This is a genomic window from Legionella sp. W10-070, assembly GCF_900640175.1.
Lineage (GTDB): Bacteria > Pseudomonadota > Gammaproteobacteria > Legionellales > Legionellaceae > Tatlockia.
Genome location: NZ_CAAAJC010000007.1, coordinates 42,443 through 68,485 on the forward strand (window position 1 = coordinate 42,443; position 26,043 = coordinate 68,485).

The window sequence follows — 26,043 nt, forward strand, 5'->3', positions numbered from 1 at the left end:
TAACAGATGATCTTACCCAAACGGAACCTCCCCATGCTGCTTATTATTGATAATTATGATTCATTTACCTATAACCTGGTGCAGTATTTTCAAATTTTAGGTCAAGATGTCAGTGTGTTTGCAAATGATTGCATTAGTATTGAAGAGATCCAGCAGTTAGCCCCCCAGTACCTTGTGATCTCTCCTGGCCCCAATAGCCCTAAAGAAGCCGGTATATCCTTGGCAGTTATTGAGCACTTCCATCAACAAATGCCTATTCTTGGAATTTGCCTTGGCCATCAATGCCTTGGTTATTTTTTTGGTGCGTCTATTATTCAGGCTTCCAGCATTGTTCACGGTAAAACATCTGCCGTCCGGCATCATAAGCAGGGACTTTTCCATAATCTGCCCAACCCATTTCAAGCCACTCGCTATCATTCGCTTACAATAGATGTTCCAACTCTTCCTGACTGCTTTTCTATCGATGCCTGGACTGATGATGACACCATTATGGCGATTTCTCATCGTCAATATCCTTTATATGGTCTACAATTTCATCCAGAATCCATCCTTAGCGAGCATGGTTTACAATTACTAACCCATTTTTTACAGCATGAATATAAATAATCTTTTTGAACAGTTAATTGCCGGTGAGGATTTAACTGACCTGCAAATGAAAAAACTAATGAAAGCTTGCATGAGCGGTGAATTAACTGACGTGCAAATTGCAACTTTTCTTGCCCTAATGCGTATGAAAGGTGAAACAGTCGATGAATTAACAGCAGCCGCCTCCGTGATGATGGAATTGGTCCATCCAATTAACCTGGGTGATGATCTTATTGATATCGTGGGCACTGGCGGTGATGGGAAAAATACGTTTAACGTATCGACAATAAGCAGCATTGTCGCAGCTGCAGCCGGGGTGCGGGTTGCCAAACATGGTAACCGCTCAGTATCCAGCCGTAGCGGTAGCGCAGATCTGCTCTTGCATGCAGGGTTTAACCTTGAATTGACGGAAACTCAATTAAAAAATTGCATGCAGCAATGCGGCGTCAGCTTCCTGTTCGCCCCCCATTTTAATCAGGCAATGCAACATGCACGCAATGCCCGTCAACAATTGGGCATTCGTACCTTATTTAATTTATTGGGTCCGGTTATTAATCCTGCCCGGGTTAAAAAGCAGGTTGTGGGTGTATTTTCAAAGGATTGGCTTGAACCCGTAGCCAAAGTACTGGCTAATCTTGGCAGCCAACATGCCTTGGTAGTTAATTCTCGCGACGGGATGGATGAAGTAAGCATCGCAGCTATTACTGATGTTGTAGAGTATAAAGAGGGTCAATTCAAACGTTGGTTTATTGATCCTGACGAATATCATTGCTTCCATCCCTCTTTGGATGAAATAATCGTCGAATCACCCGCCCAAAGTTTAATGCTGGCTGAGGAAGTACTTGGCGGTAAGCCAGGGCCAGCCCGCGATATTATCTTGCTAAATACAGCACTTGCGCTCTATTGTGCTGATAGCTCCATTAATTTTCATGATGCTATAGAGAAAGTTAAAAAAGCAATTGATAGCGGAGAAGCCGCTAATCGATTCCAGCAATTAAAAAAATTAACTCATGTAGGTCAATAAATGAGCATTCTTAATAAAATAGCAACCCATAAGAAACAAGAAGTAGCACTGGCTAAAGCTGAAAAACCTCTGGAAAGCTTAAAAAATTATGAAGGGATACCTCGTGATTTTATTGCCAGCCTTAATAAGTCAACTCCTGCTATTATCGCTGAAATTAAAAAGGCATCACCAAGCAAAGGAATAATTCGGGTTGATTTTGACGTTGCAGCCATTGCCGATATCTATGAGCAAAATGGGGCAAGTTGTTTGTCGGTACTAACCGATAAACATTTTTTCCAGGGGGATCCCTCATACATAAAAATAGCAAAAGCAAATTCAGATTTGCCTGTACTGCGCAAGGATTTCATCATTGATTCTTATCAGATTTATGAAAGCCGCTTTTTAGGCGCTGACTGCATTTTACTTATTGTGGCCATGCTCGATGATTACCAACTGACAGACTACTGTCGACTGGCTCAGGAGCTGGGCATGGCCGTTCTGGTTGAAAGCCACACACTTGAAGAGTTACAACGCGCGATTAAACTGCCTACTCCTTTAATAGGGATTAATAATCGGAGTTTACATACTTTTAATACTGATATTTATACCAGTATTAACCTGGCAAATGAACTCCCTGCCGATAAACTCCTCATCACTGAAAGCGGTATTAATATCCGGGAAGACATCCAGTTAATGATGAGTAATGGGATCAATACTTTCCTGATTGGTGAAAGCCTGATGCGCGCTCCGGATATAGGATTGAAACTCAAAGAGTTTTGCAGGGTATGACTGCAAATACCCACGATCAAGCCAGTGTTTGCAGATTTTTAGCTCCACTTGATTTTTCTCAGACTGTTGGGCTTGCCATTTGCATCGCGCATTGGCAATATCATGGACAGCGGCAATGCGACCATTGTCCTTTTTTATGAAAGCAGCTATGGCTTAAGAGGGTTGTCATTCTCTTTGGAAGCTGATTCTTCCTTTTCTCTTAAGTCGGATAACATTTGTTTCGCCTTGTCATAAAAAAGTTGAGTCGTCTCTCCCCTTTTATTAAAGGGGCCATGATCTTTTCTTCCTGCCGATTCATTGACTATTTTATCCACATTTTTTAGCGCATCATCCCAACTAATCTTGCCTCTTTGGGCTTTGTCAATTTGTTGTAAGATTTCATTCATCCCTTTGGGGACAGTATTTTTTTGTCCAGTTGTCTGGTCAGTAATGCTAACTCCACCAAGCAGACCAATATCCCATTTTGTGTCAAATATCAGATATTGAATCCCTTGAAGAACTGATCTGGATGCCTTCACTTGTTTTGTTAGTTTATCTATGCGTTCTGCATGTCGAGTACTCCATTCCGGTTCTTCTTTTAAAATAGTTTTATACTCATCATATTCTTTTATTGGCTTCTCTTGTCCTATAGGATCATTTTTTTTAAATCTATCGTCTTTGACAATTATTTTTTGTTGCCATGTAGTGACTTCTTTCAGGTTATCTAATTGAAAAAGCAAGAGTTGCTTTTTAAAGTCGTTTTTTACTACAGAATTGTCTTTTGAGCTTTCAAGGGCTTTGTAAATTTTATTCGCAGGAATAGTGCGAAGAAGTGCTTCATAAAGATAGGAGTTATCTTCTACAGTGTCGGGTTTGGCTTTTCTGGGAGCATGAATAAATACATGACCTGCCGCTTCGGTAGAGGCTCTATAATTGTCATGATCATCAATAAAAATAATATCTTCAGGTTTTACCTTAAACTCATCCTGATAAGCTTTTAACAGTTTGTTCTTTGACTTATTTGTTTCTTCATTTGGTAGTCCCGCACCAATTTTTCGGGCAACCTCTTCTTTAAGATACGGTCTTTTTTTTCCGAAAATATAATCAAGACCTTGATACATGGATTGAATAAATTTTCCATAATTCTCATCATTATCTTTCATTTGAATTCGTTGCGAACCTATTACTGATACAATGCCATTCTTATGTAGAACTTCGAGCGTTAATTTTACAAAAGGCTTGTTTGCTACAACGAAATCAACAGGATCTTCACCTTTCCTTGAAAATTCACTTCGAGTTGAGGGCATATAACAATCATCATTGGATTTTGATTTCCCATGATTTATTGGTCCATCAACATCCCATACTACAAGTTTCAGGCCCATATATTACCCCATAAACAGAAAAAACATCGAACATATGTATTATCTTAGACCAATTAACGTCTCTGAAGATAATATTAGTTTTTTCAAAAAGTAATAGATATAAAGTGCAATTTGTCTTTTCATTTGTGTTACTGTGCTAAATTTAGCATAATGCGACCCTATTTATTATTTTGAGAGTATATGATCGAGAATAAATTAACTATTGAGCTTCTACAACAATTGGTAAACAGAGCAGAAGAAAATCAGGATGGTGAGGCAGCAACCTATATTCCCGAGCTAGCGAATATTAATAGAGATCTTACTGCAATCGCCATTCATTCTCTAAACAGTGAGCCATTATTCTACAGCAACCAACCCCTGTCTCCTGTAACCCTGCAAAGCACGAGCAAATTGATTCCTCTTATTGGCCTGTTAGAAGAGTTTGGCTCTGATCAACTTTTTGAATGGGTTAAGGTGGAACCCTCAGGAGACGACTTTGCTTCTATTACACGTCTTGAGCAATTCGGTCCAAAACCTTCTAATCCAATGCTAAATGCCGGAGCAATTACTTTATGCTCCCACATCCCAGGTATCGGTGAACAGCAATTTGCCTGGCTCGAACTTTGGGTACAAAAATTATTCAACCAACGGTTAAGCATCAATCCGCGCGTATTTGCTTCTGAAAAGAGAACCGGAAACCGCAATCGTTCCCTGGCTTATCTGCTTAAAAGTCGGGATATTCTGGGCATGGAGGTCAACGAAACGCTGGATTTATATTTTGCTCTCTGCTCCTATGAGGCAACCCTTGAGCAAATGCTTTACTTACCTACCCTCTTGGCCAATGCTGGAAAAGATCCTCTCAGCGGTGAACAAATTATTTCCCTTGAAACCTGTAAGATTACCCTGGCGATTATGGCTACTTGCGGCTTATACGATGAAACAGGCACCCATATGGTTAAAACAGGCATGCCGGCAAAAAGCGGTGTTTCAGGATACATCATTGCCGTAGTTCCGGGCAAAGCAGGCATTGTCGCTTTAAGTCCCCGAGTTAACTCTAAAGGAAACAGTATCCGAGGGGAAATCATGCTGGAAGAATTATCTGACGCGATGGCCTGGCATTTTGCCCTGCCATAGCCCTGGTAAAGCATGATTTTCCTGATCGCCTACGTGCTGCAACACATTCACGACACGTAGCTACCAAGGAATGGATAGTTGACACAGTCTGACACGATAACCCTATAAACTGCATTTAACTATAATTTTAGGGTGCGTGTTATTAATAGTCTGGATGGAGCGCCAGCGAAATTGATCGAAGCTTGATTATAAACTCATGCCCCGGTTCGCTGGCGCTCCATCCAGACTATTTTCAAAGAAAAACCGCACTTAAAATCTCACCCTTAATTTTTCGCTGTTACCCATCGAATTTGATTATAGCGGTAAGGCTTAGTCTGTTACCATAATCATACCATGCACCAAATTTGTTTAATTATGCAACGAGATGCCTTACCCCTTTCTGTAACAGAACTTAACCGTCAAATTCGTTTCTGGTTGGAAAATGAAGTGGGCGATATAGCAGTTGCTGGAGAATTATCGAATCTGAGCAAACCAGGTTCCGGACATTTTTATTTTACTTTAAAAGACTCTGCCGCCCAGCTACGTTGCGTCTACTTTCGTAACCACCACACTATAGAGAGCAAAAATTTCAAAGATGGCCTGCAGGTCATTGCCAAAGGGAAACTGAGCCTGTATGAAGCCAGAGGCGATTATCAGCTGATTGTTTACTCTTTAAGTGAAGCAGGATTAGGGGAACTTTATCGCCAGTTTGAAGAATTAAAAATCAAACTTCATACTCAGGGACTATTTGCCCCCGACAAGAAAAAAAAGATACCACGATTCCCCGCGGTAATTGGAATCATTACTTCAGCTAGTGGCGCCGCATTACATGATATTCTAACCACATTGGCTCGACGTTACCCATTGGCTACTGTAAAAATTTACGCCAGTGAAGTACAGGGTAAAGGTGCCGCTCCCCAACTGATTAACGCGATTAACAAAGCGAATCAAGAGAAGCAGGCCGATGTATTGATTCTGGCACGTGGCGGGGGCAGCATTGAAGATTTATGGGCTTTTAATAACGAACAACTGGCGTTGACAATTAGTCGCAGTCAATTACCTGTTGTTACAGGAATTGGACACGAAACTGATTTTACCATTGCTGATTTTGTAGCCGATCTGAGAGCGGCAACGCCTACCGCCGCTGCTGAAGCAGTAACACCGAATCAAATGGAATTATTGGTTACTCTGGAGACTATTGAGAAACGAATGACCTTTTTAATAAGTCGGTTCGCCCAACACAAAAAGCTTTTGCTTGCCAGCAGTATGGCTAAAATTTTATCGCCACAACAATTAATTGCCAAACATTGGCAAGCCATTGATTTTTTAGAACGTCAACTTTATCAATCAATGAATAATCTCCTGCATAAAAAACAAAACAGGATCAATTTTCTCCTTGCCAAATTGGCTGCACATAATCCAAAAACCTTATTACAACAAACCCAAACCCAATTAGGATCACTGGAACAACGGTTAATTTACTCCATCCAATGGAAGTCCCACCAGCTAAAACAAACCTTCACTTCCTGCCTGGCTACATTGCATGCAGTCAGTCCCTTGGCTACACTGGATAGAGGCTATGCGATTGCAACCTATAATAAAAAAATTATTTTTAGCAATCATCAAGTTAGAAACAACGATATCATCAATGTACGCTTGGCTAAAGGAAGTATTGAATGCGAAGTAATTAATAATGAGGGATAAACGAATGAAGAATTTTCTCAAACTGGCAGGTTTTGCCACGCTGTTCTTTATAATTGTACCGACATGGTCAATAACTCTACCAGAAAATCATTCAGTCAATGGGGGGTTAACAATTATACCTATTGATATTAAAGGAAAACCTGAAGTCTATTATGAAGGGAAAAAGATTGCTGTAGTCCCCAGCTTCCAACCTAATCAGTGGCTGCTGATAGTAGGGATTCCATTAGATAAACAGGAAGCCATCCAAAATCTTCTCATGACAAAACCCTATAAAATGTCGATTCCCTTCCATGTAACCGATAAATTTTATACCGCCCAATATCTGACCATTAGCAATAATAGACTGGTTGATCCTTATGAAAATGACAAGCTTCGCATCGACAAGGAAAATAAAGAGATGGCTGAATTGTATGCCCAATTCAGTCCAATGGATCCCTTTGCTGAAGGCTTCAAAGCCCCTGCACACGGACCTATCACCAGTCTTTTTGGGCTGAGGCGTTTTTACAATAATCAGTCCCGTCCGCCTCATTCCGGTCTGGACATTGGCGCACCGGAGAGTTCACCAGTGCATACCATTGCCAAGGGGAACGTTGTCAGTACAAAAGACTATTTCTTTACCGGCAATACGGTGATTGTTGATCATGGTATGGGGGTTTTTTCTCTTTATGCCCATTTAAAGCGCATGGATGTGAAGGTGGGAGATCATTTAAAGCAAGGAGAGCAGGTAGGTATCGTTGGACAAACTGGCAGAGCGACCGGACCTCATTTACACTGGTCAATGATAATGAACCAAACGCTTGTTGACCCCCTTCTTTTTGTTCCGGTACGTATCATTACCGCTGTACCAAAGAAAGCACAACCACAACAGAAGGAAGCAGAGCCAAAAACGGGAGGGCGACTTTAAGTGCGGTTTTTCCTTAAAATGGTAGCAAAATCCAGGGGCTTGAGTTTATTATCAAGCCCGGATCCCGGATTTCGCTGGCGCTCCATCCAGACTACTATTAGCATCAGTCGTTTTAATCGCACCCTCAATACTGATATTAACCAGGATGCCCATGCTTGAAGAACTTAATGCCAGTCTGGCGCTGATTATTGAACAGACTCAAAATAATATAACGATTCTAACAATTATACTGGCTACTCTCTGGTTAATATATTTTCTAAATCTTGTTTTCAATAATCACCTGCTCTATTTAGGGATCATTCCACGACGTCTTTATGGGCTTGGCGGGATTATTTTTGCCCCTTTGCTTCATGCAAATTTTAATCATCTTTTCTTTAATTCCATCCCGCTGCTGGTATTAAGTAATTTTGTTCTAATCAACGGGCTACACTATTTTTTTATCGTTACTGTTATTATTACCATTCTGAGTGGTTTTTTGATCTGGTGTTTTGCCAAGCCAGGTATTCACATCGGTGCCAGTTCCTTAATCACCGGGTACTGGGCTTTATTAGTAAGTGATATTTTGCAGCAGGGCACTGCAACAGCAATTATTTTAGGAGTAATCAGTCTTTATTATTTCGCAGGAATATTCTTAGGCATTTTCCCAGGGAAAAAAGGTGTATCCTGGGAGGGCCATCTATTTGGATTAATCGCAGGCTTTATTGCCAGCTATTTAATCGCTCATTTCGGATAATGACGACAGCCTCTAACTACCCAAGATCAAAGGGCTTACCAATCCCCCCTTCTTTTGCATTTTGATAAACGGCCTGCGCAATACTGATATCTTGAATTGCCAATCCTACCGACTTAAAGACGGTCATTTTGTCTCTATAGGAGGAAGAATCCCCCTGAATAACAGCTCCAAGCTCCAGAATTGAAGTTTCTTCAAGCGCTTTATTTTCAATTGCATGGATAATCTCACCAGCCTCACTAAGAGCTGCTTCCTTTTGATCGACTACAACAATCGCTTTAGCCAACACATCATCTGATAGTTCACGCATTTCTTTTGTATGAGAACCGATAGCATTAATATGCACAGTAGATTTAACATCCTGTAAGCTGATAAGAGGAGTATTACTGCCCGTGGCAGTACAGATAATATCGGCATCCTTCACGGCACTATGAATATCAGCATGTGTTCTGACCTCGAACTGATGTTTTACTTTTTCTGCAAATAACGCGGCTCTTTCCTTGTTCCGTGACCAGATAGATACACATTGGATATCACGCACAGCAGCAACAGCCTCAAGCTGGGTAAATGCCTGAACTCCTGCACCAATAATTGCCACATGACGGACATTTTCGCTAGTAAGGTATTTGGTCGCCAAACCCGATACTGCCCCTGTTCGCAAAGCAGTTAAATAAGCTGCTTCCATAATTGCTTCCAGCCTGCCTGTTTGAGCATCCAATAGTAAAATTGCCCCATTAATGGATGGTATGTTTTTATCTTGATTATGGGGGAATATGGAAACCACTTTTAAACCAAGTGCTTTTTGCTCAGGAAGATAAGCTGGCATAGTTAACGTCAAGCCATCCTCTCCAGAAACAGCTACAGGTGTTCTAAGAGGCAGAACACATCGCCGAGCTGCTAATTGGACAAACGCTTTTTCCATGGCATCTATTGCTTCAACCATGGTAATGGATTGCTTAATATCTTCAAGTTTTAGCAAGGTCAAGCTCATCGTCTGATGCCCCTTCTTAATAAAAACATTTACCAACATGCAGTATATAACAAATTTCCCAAATCAGAAATTCACACTAAGACTCAATCGCTTCTTTCACTGATTGGCTTTGCAAAAACAACGTTTGCGTTGGGAATGCACACTCTGCACCGTTTGAGTTAATAATTTGTAAGATTTTCATAAACACATCATGTTGCACTGCTTGAAACTTAATCCGGTTGGTTGTTTTAGTAAAGGCGTAGACCATAAAATTTAATGAGGAGGAACCGAATTCAACCAAATTAACGATGATGGTTTGTTGATTATCAATTTCCGGGTGGTTCATCAGCATCTGCCGTATGTCAGCTGTAAGAGACTCGATCTTGTCTGCATCCTGGTAACGCACTCCAACTGTAGTTTTAATTCGGCGATTAGTCATCCTCGACGGATTCTCAACACTAATATTTAAAAAAACACCATTTGGAACGTATAATGGGCTTCTATCAAAGGTCCTGATACAAGTTACTCTCCAGCCAATAAACTCTACAGTACCTTCAATAGCCTTATCGGGCGAGCGTATCCAATCGCCTACCTTGAAAGGCCGATCCAGATAAATCACAAGGCTGCCAAAGAAGTTAGCCAGCAAATCTTTTGAAGCAAACGCAATAGCGGCCCCTCCCAATCCTCCAAAGGCCAATAATCCGGAAATCGGTAATCCAAAAATCTGCATGGAAACAAGGATCGAGGTAATGATAACAGAAATAGTTACTAACTGACTCAGTGCATGAACCAGTGTTTTATCCACCTCTTTGCTATTTTGCACACAGGCGCGGATATACAATATTTCTATATTATGAATAAAGCGGATAAGGCCCCAGCTGATAGCGATAATGAATCCAAATTTCTTTAACTGGGGTATGTAGCCGGTAAAAAACAAGTCAGGATTATAAGCAGCTACCAAACTTGCTGCAGCTGAAATCCCAACTAACCAGATTAAAAAAGCAAGCGGTGCTTTTATCGCTTTTAATAAGGCATCATCATAAATTATTTTAGTGCGCTCCGCTTTAACAATTAGCTTATTAATTATTTTTGCAGCAATCATATGCAATAAAGCGGTTATGAAAACAACAGAAAAAATACGAATAATCCAAAAATGTTCTTGAGTAAAAGTAATCAGTTTTGTCATAGGAAATTATAATTCAGATCGAAAAAAGCCAATTATAGTGCATTTGTGATAATGAACAAAAAAATTATGGATTTAATGCGGTTATTATCTCTTTACTGGTGCACTCCTTCGAGGAGTTAGCTTAACCACTATTCATAATCTTACATAAGTCATTGATTTTAATACCTGTCTAATGCTAATTTACCGCAGGCTTACCGAATTAAGCCTCAATCACCTCACACCAATTACGTTTATTAAATCTTGCTTATCTAGCATAAGGACTGAAATCATGCAAAGAAAAAAAAGACATTATTTTAGGAATATCATACTAACAGCCTTTTTCTTCTGTCTGATGCTGCCGAATGTGCAGGCGGCCAAGCCCCTATGGACGTTTGTACCGCAAACACCTACCGAAATTACCGTAACTAAAGAGGATAGCGTACAGGTTATCTACACCGTGCACAATCAGTCCTCAAGACCAAAAATTCTGGTGATGAAACCCATTGCCGGCATAAGTCAAAGCACGCCCTGTCAATTAGCACCCAAAGGGGTCTGTACGCTGACGCTCAACGTGAATGGTTCAGCCTTGCAGGGAGATGTGTTCGGTGGCCCTGTTTTATGTCAGCAGGGTAATGACTTGCAGTGTTACCAGCCGGGTTCGGCCAATATCGTGCACATTCGTCTGATAGAACAGCCCCCTGTTCAGCAATTCACCATCACGCCATCAGCAGGAGCGAACGGCTCCATTTCGCCTGCAACGGCGCAAGTGGTTAGTGCCGGAAGCAGCCTGACGTTTACGGCAATACCGGATGCAGACTTCGGGGTCAACCAGTGGTTGCTGGATGGCAATGCGGTACAGACTGGCGGTACCAGCTATCAATTGAACAACATCCAGATCAATCATACCGTGCAGGTGACCTTTAATCAGACAACGCTGTCTCCTCTCTCCCAAAACCTGGCGCTGTCAATTAACAGTCCTGGAGCTGATCCTGCACTAGTTGGCAATGCACGCATCATCCGTATAGAAAATACAGGCTCAATCCCAGCAAACAACGTCCAGGTGAGCACATCCGGATTTCCTGCTGGCACCTCGATTACCAGTAATGGTTGCACCGGCACACTCAACGCAGGAGCTAACTGCGACATTACCATCACCCCGGGTGGTACTGCCAGCCCTGATAACAGTGCTAATGCCTGTACCACTTCACCAGGGACTGAGCCTTTGCCTACTGTTGTCACAGTCAGTGCCGATAATGCACCCTCAACCAACATTAATGTCTTGGTTCTAGGATACGGCTGTATCTATCAGGGGGGATTTTTGTTTTCTGTCGATGACTCCACTTCTAATACTGGAAGTATAGGTGGGAAAGTCGCAGCATTAATTGATGAAGAATCAGCAAACCCAAATGGCTTCGAGTGGGCACCAGCAGTACCCGACAATACAACAGCTGATAGTATCACCGATGGATTTGCCAACACCCACTCCCTTGCAGTCCCAGTAGATCAATACCCAGCAGCACAAGCCTGTTTGAACAAGAGTGCTCAGGGTTTTATTGACTGGTTCATGCCGGCGATTTGCGAGCTTGGACGATTTGCCGGTATAGGCATTGATCCTGGTTGTGGCGTTGCAAATGCTAATCTATATTCTACTTTACATACGAATAATTTAGGCGGTTTTGGAAATTTCAGCTACTGGAGTTCTACCCAGTTTTCCGGCCTTCCTGAATTTCTAGCCTGGTATCAGTTCTTCGGTGATGGCAACTTGACGAATATTAGCAAGACCTTCGAACTTCGGGTTAGGTGTGTCCGGGCTTTTACCCCGTAATCACTTGCCTATTTTCTTTTGAGGCAGTAAAGCTGCCTCTTGACTTTTTAAAGACAGATTATTCGTATTTGATTATAGCCGATACAAAGCAATATATTAATGGTAAACCAGCATTGAAAACTTGTTATTTCATCACTGGGATAGAAATGCAAAATATATTGATCTGCAGAAAATTAGTTATATTGGGCTCTTGATGTCAATTTTAGAGAAGATGACCCAACAGTACACAAGTACAACGCGCCAGAGGATTCCGGAGTGTTTAGGCATATTAATAGTCTTCTCAATGAAAAAACCTGAAAAAAGGAGTTAAGGCAGCTAAAGCCAAGTCTGGATTATCGCACTCATTGTTAATTAATAGATGTTTTATACTGAAATTATTGTTGTATACTAATGCGCTTTAATTGCCAGACGTTCTTTCACTCCATGGAAAAATCGATATTTAACCTTCCCCAAAATAGCGCCAGACAAACCTGGGGACAATTGTATGGATGTAGTCTACCCTTAGTCCTTGCTGAATTTTGTCAGCAATACTCTGGCGTTAAACTTTTAATTACCCCTGATAACTTGACTGCAGGTCAACTCCTCGCTGAGCTTCGCTTCTTCCTTGGAACAGAAGAGCCTTCACAGGAATTATTGTTATTTCCTGACTGGGAAACATTACCCTATGACCAGTTTTCACCTCATCAGGACATTATCTCCGAGCGACTATCCACCTTGAATCGGCTTCAGCAAAGCTCAAATGCTATCGTCATCAGCTCGGCAAGTACCTTAATGCACCGTTTATGCCCCCCGCAGTTCCTCCACCAGCATGCTTTAACGCTAAAAGAGGGCCAGACCCTGAATCTGGAGCGCTTTAGACAGCAATTACAACAAGCAGGATACCATTGTGTAAACAAGGTGTTGGAACATGGGGAATTTGCTGTAAGGGGCGCAATTATTGATGTTTTCCCTATGGGAAGCTCCACTCCTTTTCGCATTGAATTATTTGATGATGTTGTTGAGAGCTTGCGTCAATTTGATACCGAGACACAACGAACCATTAAGAGGCTCTCGGCAATTGATCTTTTACCAGCACGTGAACTGCCATTAAATGAGCAAAGTATTACTTTATTTCGACGTGCTTTTAGAGAACAATTTGCGGGTAATCCCAGTCACTGTCCAATTTATGAGGCAGTCAGTGACAGGCAATTTCCTTCAGGTATCGAATATTACCTGCCATTATTTTTTGACCAAACAGCCACTTTCTTTGATTATTTACCAACAGATACCAAGATATGCCTTATTGAGGCAATTCAAGACCAGGCTGAACAATTTTGGCAGGAAGTATCTACCCGCTATGAACAACGCAGTTATGATATTACCCGCCCTATTCTCAAACCCAGTCATTGTTTTCTAACACCCACTGAGTTGCTGACTCATACCAACCAGTATCAACCGCTACGTTGCTATCATAAAGCAATAGAAAAGAAAGGAACCTTTAACTTTAATATTGGAAAAGCACCGTCCTTGCCTCTGGAGCGACAGGCAGAACATCCTCTTGCAAAACTTGTTCATTACTTAACCGATGAAACGAAGCGCTACCTTATCGTGACGGAAAGTGCCGGGCGGCGTGAGGTTCTTTTAGACCTTTTAAAACAAGAAGGAGTAACACCTAAAGTACAGCCTTCCTGGCAACATTTTCTTACTGATGACAGTCCAATCAATATCACCACTGGACCCCTTATTTATGGTGCAGAATTTCTGGAACAAAACATTGTCCTCATCGTAGAAGCACAGTTGTTTGGTGAGCAGGCTGTACCCCAACGCCGCAGTGGGCAAAAAGCAATTGATCCTGATTTAATTATCCGCGACTTAGCTGAGCTGCGGGTAGATGCTCCTGTAGTTCACTTACAATTCGGTGTAGGCCGTTATAAAGGGCTGAAAACCCTGGAAAGCAGCGGAACTGTCAATGAATTTCTCATATTAGCCTATGCTGGTGAAGATAGAATTTACGTCCCTGTTACATCCTTGCATCTGATTAGTCGTTACACAGGTACTGATAGCGATCATGCTCCATTGCACAAACTTGGCTCTGATCAGTGGCAAAAAGAAAGAAGAAAGGCTTCGGAAAAAATTCATGACATCGCCATTGAGCTACTGGAAATCTATGCCAAGCGCGAAGCAAAACCAGGATATATTTATCAATTTGACCAAAGCGACTACCACCGTTTCGCCAGTGGCTTCCCTTTTATTGAAACCACAGACCAACTTCAAGCCATTGAACAAATTATTAAAGATATGGAATCAACCCGCCCTATGGATAGACTCATCTGCGGCGATGTAGGTTTTGGCAAAACTGAAGTTGCCATGCGTGCTGCGTTTATTGCTGTTCAAAATGGAAAACAGGTTTGTGTATTGGTACCGACAACATTGCTTGCAGGCCAACACTTTGAAACCTTTCGTGATCGTTTTGCTCAATTCCCTGTTAATATTGACTTGCTTTCACGCTTTCGCAGCGGCAAAGAATCAGAAAAAGTGATCGCTGGTTTGAAAAGCGGGCAGGTTGATATTGTCATTGGCACCCATAAGCTCTTTTCAAAAACCATCGAATTTAAAAACCTGGGGTTACTTATCATCGATGAAGAACATCGATTTGGTGTTAAACAAAAAGAACATATCAAATCGTTGAGAACCCATGTTGATATCTTGTCCATGACAGCCACCCCTATTCCCAGAACATTGAACATGGCCATGGCAGGCATTCGAGATATTTCACTTATTGCCACCCCGCCGGCCAAACGATTAGCCATCAAAACATTCTGGCAGGAAAAAAGCGATTTTACTCTGCGCGAAGCTATCCTTCGTGAAATATTGCGAGGAGGCCAGGTTTATTTCCTTCATAATGACATCCAGACCATAGAGCGTGTCTGTCAAGATTTGCAATTGCTGGCTCCAGAAGCCAAAATCCGCAGCGCACATGGCCAAATGCGCGAACGTGAGCTGGAGCGTATTATGTCGGATTTCTACCACCATCGCTTTAATGTGCTGGTCTGCACAACAATTATTGAAACAGGTATTGATATACCAACAGCAAATACCATTATCATTGATCGGGCGGATAAGTTTGGTTTGGCGCAACTTCATCAATTACGAGGCCGGGTAGGCCGCTCTCATCATCAGGCTTATGCCTATTTGCTTACTCCCAATAAAAAACTGCTAACCCAGGATGCTATTAAACGTCTGGAAGCCATTGTTTCCCTGGAAGATCTGGGAGCTGGTTTCACCCTGGCAACCCATGATATGGAAATTCGAGGAGCAGGAGAATTATTGGGAGAAGATCAAAGCGGCAATATGCAAGCAATAGGTTTCAATTTATTTATGGAAATGCTGGATAAGGCAGTAACTGACTTAAAGGCAGGTAAAACACCGGAGCTGGCAGCACCTATGCACCAAGGCCCAGACATTGATTTACGGTTAAGCGCCATTCTTCCAGAAGACTATATTACCGATATCCACACTCGCCTTATTATGTATAAGCGTATTGCCAACGCTACAGATAAACAACAACTCCGCGATCTGCAGATTGAAATGATCGACCGATTTGGCTTACTACCGCAACCAGCTAAAAATCTATTACTAGTGACTGAGTTAAAATTACTGGCCGGCCAACTTGGTATAAACAAAATCAATGCCGACCAACAAAATGGAAGAATCGAATTTAATGACCAGCCAAACATTAATCCCGGTGTATTAATTAATCTGATTCAGGTGCATGCCAAACGTTATCAAATGGATGGCCCAACGCGCCTGAGATTTACCCTGGATAGCTCCTCTTCAGAAGAACGTATCCATGAAATTCAGTCTTTATTAAAAAAATTAGCTAACAAGGAAACCGCTTAAATATACTAATCTTACGGCATGTTGTATGCTTATCCACTAAGCTATTGACAAGAGCTGGGAAGTAAAAACGAGCAAGAACCCAATTAACAAACGCTTCTTTCTTAAATACCATGATATTGGGCTATAAGGACAAGGGGGGATTAAGTATTTTGGGAGATTAAAAAGTTTTTTAGGCATATGTATTAAGCGAGGACTAACCTATAGAAGGCTATCATCATGGACATGAAAAAATATATTATTTCACTTTCTATTGCGACTTTATCCCTTTCCCCTCTCTATGCCAGCACTGAAGAAGGAGAGGCAGCCTATAATAACAAACGATACGAAAAAGCGTTTGTCCTGCTTTCTGATGAGGCAGCCAAAGGCAATGCAAAAGCTCAATTCCTCCTCGGTAAAATGTATTATCACGGCCAGGGCGTTACTCATAATCCGGAAAAAACAGAACAACTCTTGCTTGCTTCTGCCAATCAGGGAAACGTAGATGCACAAGTATTACTGGCAGGCTTTTACTGGTATGAAAATACACCAGATGGCTTTAGGAAAGCGCTCTCATGGTATGAAAAAGCCGCAGCACAAAATAACCCTGACGCAGAATATGCCCTTGGTTATATGTACAATCATGGTACAGGTGTAGGGCAAAATTATGAGACTGCCATATCATGGTATAAAAAAGCGGCAGAGCAAGGACATGCTGATGCAGCCCTGTCCATAGGATATATGTATGATACTGGAACTGGTGTACAAAAAGATTTACCTGAAGCTATAAAATGGTACCGAAAGGCTGCTGATCTTGATAATCCTGGAGCACTGTATAACCTGGGTCTAATCCATAAATTTGGCGATGGTATGCCTCAAGATGAAAGTAAAGCGTTTGAACTGTTCCAAAAAGCAGCCGACAAGGGGCATACCAAATCTCAGCTTGAGGTCGGTTATTTTTACGATACTGGCAAAGCAGGCAAAACCGACTTGCAAAAAGCCGCGTACTGGTATCAAAAAAGTGCTGATCAGGGAAATCCTAATGCCCAATTTAATATAGGAGATATGTACCTGTATGGGGATGGAGTGACGAGGAATGTAGAGCAGGCGTTTAATTGGATCCGTAAAGCCGCAGAACAAGGCTATGGAAGAGCACAAAACAAAATGGGTATCTTTTATCGTGATGGGATAGGAGCTACAGCCAACCCTGTCGAAGCCTACGCCTGGTTTAGCACAGCGGTAGTCAATGGATTTACAGATGCGTCCCAAAGTCGGGATGAGCTGGAAAAAACATTAAGTTCAGAACAACTGCAACAAGCCAAAGAGATGGCTAAAAATTATTCTGAGAGGTATAAAAGCCAATAGAACAATAACGGAATTTGGAACAAAGAGAAGCTAATTATGAAATAGATTAGCTTCTTAACCCAAATTCCGTTGGTTTACTCCCTGAGATTTTTCTTACTCCCAAACTATCGTACTGTGTTGGCTAATTGCCTGAGTGATAAGATCCCTATAATTTGATTCAACAATCCGCCGTTTAACCTTTAATGTTGGTGTTAAAAAACCGTTTTCAGGAGTCCAGCCGTCTTTTGCAACAATTATATGACTAATTTTTTCATAACTGGCTAATTGACTATTGACCCTATGCAGGTTGTCCTGAAGCTCTTGTTTTATATCTTCCTTCTCTTTATTGCGCCCTTTTTCACTTAAGGTCACAACTAAAACATTATTAGGCAGCTCCCGACCTACCAGACAAAGTTGCTCAATCTCAGTATAGTTTGAAAAACGTTCTTCTATGGGGGTGGGGACAATAAACTCACCTTTCTGATTTTTAAAATTCTCTGACAGGCGACCTATTATTTTCACATTGTTGTTTTCATCCAGTTCAGCAATGTCACCCGTATTCAACCAACCATCTGTAGTTAAGGCTTCCTCTGTCGCCTCCTTGTTTTTATAATACTCTTTCATCAAACAGGGGGATTTAGTCATTAATTGATTGTCTTTCCCTAATTTCACCTCAACCTGGAGGCGAGGCGTTCCCACGTAACCCGGACGGCGATGGTCAAGTAGAGAGAATGTTGCATAAGCCAAATTTTCAGTTTGCCCATAACCTTCCTGAATTTTTATATCCAATTTATCAAAAAATGCAAGAATAGACTCTGGCAAATGAGAGGCTCCGGAAAAAGAATTGGTACAACGACTTAAACCTAATTGATGTTTTATTTTCTTTTTAATCAAACTGGAGACCAGTGGAATTTTAAGGAGAAAATCAAGTTTGGCCGGCGGTAACTTTTGTTCTATTTTTTGTTGGAATACCCCCCAAATTCGCGGTACAGCAGTAAAAAAAGTAGGTTGGACTTCCCGTAAATTATCCGCAAACTTGTCAAGGCTCTCCACAAAAGAGACATCACAGGGAATCGTTACACTGCCTAATTGTATTGCAGATCGCTCATAAACATGAGCCAAAGGCAAATAAGACATCAGGTGATAATAATCAACCTCTCGGATCCGTTTAATATCCTGAGGAAATAATGTCAGGTAATTAGCAATTATTTCATGGGTATAAACAGCTCCCTTCGGCTTACCCGAAGTACCAGAGGAGTAAATAATAGTATATTTATCATCAGGGAGGGACTCCGCTACTTCCTCTACAGGTTCTTTAGCCAGGATATCAGACCAATGGTAGGAAGCCTCAAGTGCATCATGATAATCGAAACTTACCGTTGTCAATTCATCAGGGATATAACGACGAACCCGTTGATGATCATCGAGTTTACCAATAAAAACCATCTTAATTTCAGCATGCTCCAGAACATATTTAATGCTCTCCTCATGCTGATTGGCAAACAAAGGAACACTCACCATTCCTGCCAGGCTGATACCAAAATCTGTGATAAACCATTCTGCACAATTTTTTGAAAAAATTGCCACATGATCACCTCGTTTGAGCCCTGCATCATGCAGGAAGCGTGCAACCTTCCTCGCCTGACGCATGACCATCCTCCAGGTAAATTCATGCCATTTTCCCCCTCGAGGCTGTCTTAAATAGACCCTGTCACCCGCTTGCTGTTCATTTTTAATTAAAAGCTGGTTTAATGAATTAGAGAGTATTTCCATTACTTTCCCTTTTTTATTTTAGCGCTTAAGTTAATAATAGTATTAAAGAATTATATAGTGCCAGTATTTTTAATACATATTTCACTGGCAAGGGGAAATTACCTTATCCAGGGAAAGGATTACAACCCGCCTGACTTTGATCAGAGTTCATCTTTTCAGGGTTGAAAAAACCAGCGGTACTAAGTCTTGTAAATGCTTGGTTCCTTGTTTTATTAAATACTACCTCTGCTTCTGGAGCAGCTGCAGCGCTGCGCATGGCATCTGTACCTGCAGACACTGTTTGACGTAATAGTTCTGAGTTTTTCTCATAACAGTTAGTAATTTTATACGTTTGACCTGAAATTGAATGAGAATCGTTTCGGATAAACCCTTCCATCCTTGCAGCCACTTCGTTAGCAAAAACATCTGCAGGCCCCCTGAACCCTACCCGAGCAAAAGTTCTTGTAAACATCGTGGTTAGTTTACTTAAGCCATGAGGAATGCGGGTAATATCCTTTATCGTTTTATCTCGCAAATCACGCCAAGGTTGCAAAGAAGCAGTAACAGGACTCAAAAGGCAACGAATTAATAAAGGAATATAATCTGTTATCAGAGTAATTGTACGGGTAAAGATAGACCGTTCTGGCTTAGGATAAAATGCCAGTTTCAATCCTCTTAGCATCACATTCTGATTATCAATACCCTGGAATAAATGGCGAGCTGTCATTAACAGCTCTCGCTTGAACGTATTATCCAGCTCAGGTAACAGATCCTGATGTTCTTTAAGCATGTGGATGAACCGCAAACGCTTTGCCTCAATCTCAGGATTGACTTTCTTTTCGTCCAGGATACGCTTGGAATTCTCTATCTGTTCTTGCAAACGCTGTCTTAATTGTTCATCAGTTACTAATGAATCTCGCCAACTGGTAATTTGTTGTTCGCTAGCCTCTGGACAAAAATTCTTTAATTCTTTTTCTAATGAACTCATCGTTTCTTCTACCGGTTTTCCATGGTTTGGTTCTAACAGGTCGATTAAGAGAAGTCCTAATTTGGCACCCGCGAAAGCCCAACCTACCGGTGCCACACTCCCCACATCTTCCCTTATATGCTCACTTAACCAGGGAATATCCAGATAATTAGCCAGGGTATATCCTAAACCAACAGCCAATGCACCATACACAATGGTGTTCGCCGGATTTCTTTCAAACTGTTTGGTGCCAATTGCTATCCAACTATCCCCCCCATGAATAGCCGCTTCAAACAGTGCGGCAAATACTTTTGCCTGGGTAAATCCTGAGGCGATTGCAGCCGATGATGTGCCATGTGCCATCAAATCACCAACCATATGTGAGAAAGCCAGGTAAGATTTAGGTAAGAAAGCAAACAATCCTGGCGTAAATATCGCCAAGCCCCCTGCAGCATAGCTGGTAGAAAAAATTAACCCGGTAAAAGGGTGCTTGGCATGAATATTATGCACAAAGGTATCATTAACTGCCTCTATTCCTGAAAATACAGCATTGCCGATATCATCCCACTCGCCTGCATTTAAATGATAGGGCATCCCGGTAAAGCAAGAACTGGAAGCTGATAAAGATCGTGAATCAGACTCGCTTCCCAAATTGAGGATAACCTTTTCTTTATTTCTTATTTGATTTTCAAGATTCTTTCTATCGTTAATCTTCACATCCAGGATAGAACGAAGCCTATGTAAAATCTGTTCTTGCTTAGTAAGACTAGCGTAGTCATTTCCCCAGGCACCTGTTTTAAAATCAGCCCTTAATTCATCAAAACCTTTAAATTTTAAATTCTGAAAAGAAGCACGAATACCATTGGCCATATCTAAAATAGTATTGCTGATAAAACTACCTAATTTTTGTCCTAAGAGGGTTCCTGCTGAGTAATGTTTAAAAACAAACTTATTATATAAATGCTCTGCAAGAGCGTTTTTTGGAGAGTTAGTACGGACGGTAATCATTAACTTCGAAGCTAACGACGGCATTTTATAGTGTCCGAAAGAAAAAAAACTTGTGAAGAAACCTAAAGGCAGGTCAATCGCTAATCCGACCACTACGCCAATGACAACATTCACTGTACCGGCAGAAAGACGCTTGAATGTATACCCTGGCGCTGCATTGACTTGCCATTTGGTAAAACGGGTAGTTAATAAATGATGACCATCCAGAGTATAGCCTTTGTCAGTTTTAATGATGCCATGCCCATCAATTGCAGCTATAGCCTCTAAGGTGCTTTTTATTTTTTTCTCATCGTGGCCCAAGTGAGAAAAGTCAACAGCAACTTTTTGGTTGTCCTCCAGGTAAAATCGACCCTGATGAGCAGCCAGGATGGGATTATGAGGATCTGCTTCATAATCCCTCAGGGCTTTTAAAGCATCTTCACAAGAGCTGTTAAGGTCACCTCGCATTAATGATTTGGCATCACGGCTATAAGTAATATTCTGATTCAGCTCCTGAATTTTAATCAAGGTCGCCATACTCATGGTTTTTGCTATTGTCATGATAGAATCACTGCCTGTTGCCTTGAGTATGGACTGAACCGTATTTGCATCCGCCCTGCTGACACGCTCAGCCAGATTTTCAAGTAGCTGAATCTGGTGGGCATAAAAGGCTTTCATCTTCTCTACAGCCTTTTTATCAAATTTTTTAAGACTCTCTAAAGTATTATCTGCCTCATTGCTTTGTCTTCTTAATTCTTTTAATACTTTATCAAGCACCATTTGGACACGTTTTTTCTCTAAATCAAGGTTGGCATTCGCGTTAAAGGTATTGGCTAATAATTCCAGTTCTTGCAGAGAAGCAAGGTTGTCTTGAGCAATATTGACCAATGCTTCCTTCTGCTCAAATTTGTGAGATATTATCCCTTTCTCGTGCGCACGGCTTAAAATCTGACGTCTATATAGCCCAAGGGCTGCAATGGCACGCGCTGTTGGGGATTCAACTTCCAACAAGCCGTAACGTAGCGCTTGTTGTAAAGCCGCTGCCGTTGTATGCCAGACAAAATTTTCCGTCTGTTCATCTTCCTTAATAAAATGCAATGCACCTGCTTGAGATAAAGGGAACTCTTCCTTACGGTAATTAATCATTTTCGGGGAATACAGGATTCCAGGCAGCGGGGAAATAGAAGCCACTTGAAGAGAACGGCTATTACCCAGCTTGAATTGCCTGAGTTGAGTTTGCTGGCGAATCTGTGCGAATTTTTTCTCACTAACCATGAGTATTCCTTAAAAAATATTGCACATCATTTTATCAAAATTAAATTAAGTTTTGCTTAAGTTGGGAAGCTGGCAGATGAAAATTTTCCTATACACTATTTTAAGATAGAAAATAACCTTGTCCATATAGATAACCCCCTCTTGTTTATTTATAATTCATTGATTGCTTTATTAAAACAGCAGGGAATAATAATGATATATGAGTTATTGATATGGACAAATGGTGAAGATAAAGAACTCACTCTTAATAATCAGATAATAACTCAATCAATTATCAATGAAACGTTATCACAAGCTAAAGAAGGACAACGTCTATTGCTTGCTCAAGCCCGGCTGGCAAAATTTAATCCGTCAAATACAGAGCGCTCGCTTTCCAAAGTGGGAATATATAACCTGGCGCAACAGGATGATTTAGTCGGTTTTCTTGAATTTTGCCAAACACAAGTTAACAGTGAGGGAACGAGTTTATTTCGACTAACACTTCAGTACTTATTGTCTCATAACAAGCAGGAAATCTTGCCAACCTATAAGATAAGCCAGTTATTTCTTGCACTGTTAAAGGAGGAACCAGAAAAGACGCTCACCTTCTATCATCAAAATCAGGAACTGTTCAAAACTTGCCATGACATTAATAATTGGGTAGCTGCTGAAATTAGCCAAACGGAATTAAGAAAAAGTGTCTCATCTATTAAGTCTGAGTTAGCTTACTTAACAGAAAATTTAAAAGAACAAAAAAATCCCCTTGGAATTGTTAGCTTGTTTAGGGAATACATTGACAATACTGAGAGATTTACCGCATTGCTACTCTGGCTTTTGCAGCGCGAGGCTACCACAGAAGCAATATTAGGGAGTCATCTTCTGCATGATTTTTTAAAATATAACTTGTATACATTAAGTTTACCCGACAATTCACTCACTCAGTTGTATACTCTGCTGGCATTTTTTCCACAAGCCAATGAACTGATTGAATCCGCCAACCTGACTTGTTGCGGTGAACGCGGCTTTGAACTCTATACGCTAAGCGGCATCATGGAGAAAGAAAAAACGCTTGCTGCTATCCCGGAAAACCTTCCTGTATTTGAATTTACAGTGACTGAAACTAATTTTGCCAATCTTCATGCCTTATTCGGTCCCTCCTTTTTAATTGCAGCAACAATCTGGTACCTCAATCATAAAGATAAAAGCTGTTTTCATTTGCTGAAACAGGCAATTAATCAGGAAACTATGGCTATTGAGCAATTATCCAGTTTAATCAACTATATAGCCAAGAGTGGCTCGCCCAAAACCTTGAAAGAGTTTGCTAAACTGGTAGATGATAAGGCTATACAGCGATTAATTTCCTTAAATAAAGGCGCTGTTTTATATTTGTTACCCTACAATCCCCTGCTATTTGACAAAATCAACCAAAACCATCTTGAAGATTATATTCATCAACTAACTGTAGCAAACACCTCCGATCCAGAAATTGTTTTTCAGCTCATGAGCCTGTTTACAGTCTTAGTAGAAAAAAAGCACCCTGCCAGCGAACCGCTGTTTGAAGCAATTATCGACAATTTAATCTTGCACCCTATCATCCTCGAAGACACCAGGTTTTTGCAGCAATTGGATAGTTACCCTAAAAGCGAGATGCTATTAATCAGACGATCTGAACGATTACAACAACAAATTAGTCAATGCATTGATGAGCAAATTACAAATAACCCCTTACGTCCTCAGCATTATCAACTTATGGAAGACAAATGGCTGGAAATCAGCCGACATCTGGTCATTATCAATCAAATCAAGCCTCATATTAACTATAATCTTCACGATAAATATGAGTTGCAGACTCATATTGCTGAGGTTTGCTTCATCAGGAATGGCAACTCTCTTGATATTGAAAATTTTGTGCAAGCCCTCTCGCTAGAAATGACAGAATCTGGGGAAAAAATCCCTGAGTATGAACGTATCCTCATTGAGATTCTAGCCCAAATAGATGATACATCCGTAAGAGAAGATATCATTTATAGACTAAGGAGCGCTCCCATTGAACGGCTGGATTGGATGCAAAAAAAATACGGTGTTGAAACCATCTTCCTGAAAGCAGCCCGCCATGGAAATATAGGCCTTATTAAAACTATTCCTCTTTTAAACGATCCTGAAATGCTCAATGAAGCAATCCTTCTGGCCGCTCATAGCCGTCATTGGGAGTTTGTTAATTACATGGTAGAAACTAGACTTATACCCAGGAAAGAAACATTAGCAACTATTACCCTACTGGCTGCTGAGCATGGAGAGCTTGGTATCATCACCAATCTTTGTAAGCGCTGTGCCTACTCCCTATCCCGAGAGAATATAGAAACTATTTTAGAGAAAGCCGTTACCAATGGTCATTTGAATATAGTGGCTTATTTTTGTAGTCGTTTTGTGGTGAAGAGATCTGTGGTTGAGCAACTTTTCAAAAAAGCCATTTACCTTGAGCATTTTGATATTATAAATTGTCTTGGTAATTTAAACACCAACGCCCCATCAGTAGTTAGCATCGAGAATGCATTTGAACAGGCAGCCCAAAATAACCGATTAGAGCTAATAAAATGCTTATGTAGCCTGCCAAATACTCCCCGTGTAAAAGCGATAGAACGAGCCTTCAAAAAGACAAGCCAGCTAGGAAATTTGGCAATCACCTTGTACTTGTGTACTTCGGAGAATATTTCCAAATCCGCAAGAACAGAAGCATTGATAGAGGCTATCACCGCTAATCAATTACCGATTGTCAAACATTTTTGCAACTTGTCTCCTAAGCTTCTGGAACAGCAATCCATTGAGTGGGCACTCTGTTCTGCGGTTAAAGTGAGAAATCCATCAATTGTTAAATATCTTTGTACCGAATCCCCCCAAAAACCCCACAAGCGAGCCATTCAAACGGCGTTACTATTAGCAGCCAAAACTGGACAGGCAGACGTTATCGATTATTTTTGTAGTATGCAACCTACGACGGTTTTAAATCAACAAACAATGAAGCAAGCACTATTATTAGCAGTTAAGTTTAAGCAATTTACCGTGATTCAACATTTATGCGTGCTGACAAAAGATGCGCCTCAATACCATGATGCATTAAGAACTGCTTATCGCAAAGCAACATCCACAAAACAAACCGCTATTGCTGATTATCTGTATGAACGTTTGCATGCTCCCTGTGCAACAAAAGAGAAACCAGTGAGTTCTTCCTCCAAGGAAGATCTGCCCTTAATCAACCATGGGATTTTTCGCAAGGACAATAAAAATGTTTCTGTTACAAACAGCCACTGTCGCAGTTTATTAGGTAATTAAAAAATGAGTTATTCATATAGCAATATGAGATTTTGAGGGTTTATTAGATGATTTTACCCTGCAAATTGGCCTACCCTAGTATTTAGCAGTAGCATCACTAGCAGGAAAAGTATCTTCTATTGTTTTATCAAGCATTTTTTCACTTATCGCACGTTTTGTTTTTGGTGTTTTTGAGATATCATACCTTTTATAAGAAGATTTCTTTTGATAATTACTTTTCCCCTGATTATTTCCAATATTTTTTTTCATAATAACTCTCCATTTAAAATGAATTTATATCATTATTAATAAGTAATTTTTATCAAAAATATCTTATTGTATTATAGATAATTTTATTAATTTAAATTTATTTAAATCTGAGTTAAACACTTTTTAATTAAACCAAGCCTAATTTTAATGGCGCTAAATTTAAGCGTCATTAAT

General features: G+C 40.8%; 17 protein-coding genes. 11 read left to right on the top strand and 6 right to left on the bottom strand.

The genetic code is table 11. The annotated features are described in order from the left end of the window. Positions 1 to 33 precede the first annotated feature (33 nt). Genes E1O65_RS04290 through trpC form a run of 3 tightly spaced genes read left to right on the top strand, consistent with a single transcriptional unit; the run spans position 34 to position 2,377 of the window. Positions 34 to 606 carry an aminodeoxychorismate/anthranilate synthase component II gene (locus tag E1O65_RS04290; protein WP_133132359.1) on the top strand — a complete coding sequence of 191 codons (573 nt, stop codon included), beginning with the start codon at positions 34 to 36 and terminating at the stop codon, positions 604 to 606. Then, a complete protein-coding gene (trpD, locus tag E1O65_RS04295) occupies positions 593 to 1,609 on the top strand; it encodes an anthranilate phosphoribosyltransferase (protein ID WP_133132360.1) in 1,017 nt (338 codons plus the stop codon). The genes E1O65_RS04290 and trpD overlap by 14 nt, the downstream gene beginning before the upstream one ends. Next, positions 1,610 to 2,377: an indole-3-glycerol phosphate synthase TrpC gene (gene trpC / locus E1O65_RS04300; protein WP_133132361.1), complete on the top strand. Its 768-nt coding sequence runs from the start codon at positions 1,610 to 1,612 to the stop codon at positions 2,375 to 2,377. It abuts the gene before it with no gap. A 146-nt stretch (positions 2,378 to 2,523) separates the two neighbouring features. On the opposite strand, the gene E1O65_RS04305 is transcribed toward trpC, so the two are convergent. Next, positions 2,524 to 3,741: a hypothetical protein gene (locus E1O65_RS04305; protein WP_133132362.1), complete on the bottom strand. Its 1,218-nt coding sequence runs from the start codon at positions 3,739 to 3,741 to the stop codon at positions 2,524 to 2,526. Between the two features lie 180 nt (positions 3,742 to 3,921). On the opposite strand from E1O65_RS04305, the gene glsA reads away from it, so the two are divergent. From glsA to E1O65_RS04325, 4 genes are all read left to right on the top strand, one after another. Then, entirely contained in the window at positions 3,922 to 4,854 is a 933-nt protein-coding gene (gene glsA / locus E1O65_RS04310) for a glutaminase A (RefSeq protein WP_133132363.1), read from the top strand. 354 nt (positions 4,855 to 5,208) lie between these two features. Then, complete coding sequence (gene xseA / locus E1O65_RS04315; protein WP_207384225.1) at positions 5,209 to 6,537, top strand: exodeoxyribonuclease VII large subunit; 1,329 nt, start codon at positions 5,209 to 5,211, stop codon at positions 6,535 to 6,537. Between the two features lie 4 nt (positions 6,538 to 6,541). After that, positions 6,542 to 7,441 (top strand): peptidoglycan DD-metalloendopeptidase family protein, encoded by a 900-nt coding sequence (locus E1O65_RS04320; RefSeq protein WP_133132365.1) that lies wholly within the window; start codon positions 6,542 to 6,544, stop codon positions 7,439 to 7,441. A gap of 151 nt (positions 7,442 to 7,592) precedes the next feature. Then, positions 7,593 to 8,174, top strand: a complete 582-nt coding sequence (locus tag E1O65_RS04325; RefSeq protein ID WP_133132366.1) for a rhomboid family intramembrane serine protease — start codon at positions 7,593 to 7,595, stop codon at positions 8,172 to 8,174. A 16-nt stretch (positions 8,175 to 8,190) separates the two neighbouring features. Here E1O65_RS04325 and E1O65_RS04330 read toward each other — a convergent pair whose 3' ends face one another. Further along, the gene (locus tag E1O65_RS04330; protein WP_133132367.1) at positions 8,191 to 9,162 is read right to left on the bottom strand and encodes an ornithine cyclodeaminase family protein; all 972 of its coding nucleotides are present in this window, start codon (positions 9,160 to 9,162) and stop codon (positions 8,191 to 8,193) included. Between the two features lie 76 nt (positions 9,163 to 9,238). After that, positions 9,239 to 10,327 (bottom strand): mechanosensitive ion channel family protein, encoded by a 1,089-nt coding sequence (locus E1O65_RS04335; protein WP_133132368.1) that lies wholly within the window; start codon positions 10,325 to 10,327, stop codon positions 9,239 to 9,241. A gap of 268 nt (positions 10,328 to 10,595) precedes the next feature. On the opposite strand from E1O65_RS04335, the gene E1O65_RS04340 reads away from it, so the two are divergent. From E1O65_RS04340 to E1O65_RS04350, 3 genes are all read left to right on the top strand, one after another. After that, positions 10,596 to 12,131, top strand: a complete 1,536-nt coding sequence (locus tag E1O65_RS04340) for a DUF1566 domain-containing protein (protein WP_133132369.1) — start codon at positions 10,596 to 10,598, stop codon at positions 12,129 to 12,131. 423 nt (positions 12,132 to 12,554) lie between these two features. Beyond that, positions 12,555 to 16,010 (top strand): transcription-repair coupling factor, encoded by a 3,456-nt coding sequence (gene mfd / locus E1O65_RS04345; protein WP_133132414.1) that lies wholly within the window; start codon positions 12,555 to 12,557, stop codon positions 16,008 to 16,010. 216 nt (positions 16,011 to 16,226) lie between these two features. Continuing rightward, entirely contained in the window at positions 16,227 to 17,351 is a 1,125-nt protein-coding gene (locus tag E1O65_RS04350; RefSeq protein WP_133132370.1) for an SEL1-like repeat protein, read from the top strand. Positions 17,352 to 17,444: 93 nt separating this feature from the next. Here E1O65_RS04350 and E1O65_RS04355 read toward each other — a convergent pair whose 3' ends face one another. Then, positions 17,445 to 19,103, bottom strand: a complete 1,659-nt coding sequence (locus tag E1O65_RS04355) for an AMP-binding protein (protein WP_133132371.1) — start codon at positions 19,101 to 19,103, stop codon at positions 17,445 to 17,447. Between the two features lie 103 nt (positions 19,104 to 19,206). Continuing rightward, entirely contained in the window at positions 19,207 to 22,311 is a 3,105-nt protein-coding gene (locus tag E1O65_RS04360; RefSeq protein ID WP_133132372.1) for a hypothetical protein, read from the bottom strand. A 192-nt stretch (positions 22,312 to 22,503) separates the two neighbouring features. Here E1O65_RS04360 and E1O65_RS04365 point away from each other — a divergent pair, with 192 nt between their 5' ends. After that, positions 22,504 to 25,620, top strand: coding sequence for an ankyrin repeat domain-containing protein (locus E1O65_RS04365; RefSeq protein ID WP_133132373.1), 3,117 nt, complete (start codon positions 22,504 to 22,506; stop codon positions 25,618 to 25,620). 75 nt (positions 25,621 to 25,695) lie between these two features. Here E1O65_RS04365 and E1O65_RS12530 read toward each other — a convergent pair whose 3' ends face one another. Continuing rightward, the gene (locus E1O65_RS12530) at positions 25,696 to 25,869 is read right to left on the bottom strand and encodes a hypothetical protein (RefSeq protein WP_165474897.1); all 174 of its coding nucleotides are present in this window, start codon (positions 25,867 to 25,869) and stop codon (positions 25,696 to 25,698) included. Positions 25,870 to 26,043 lie beyond the last annotated feature (174 nt).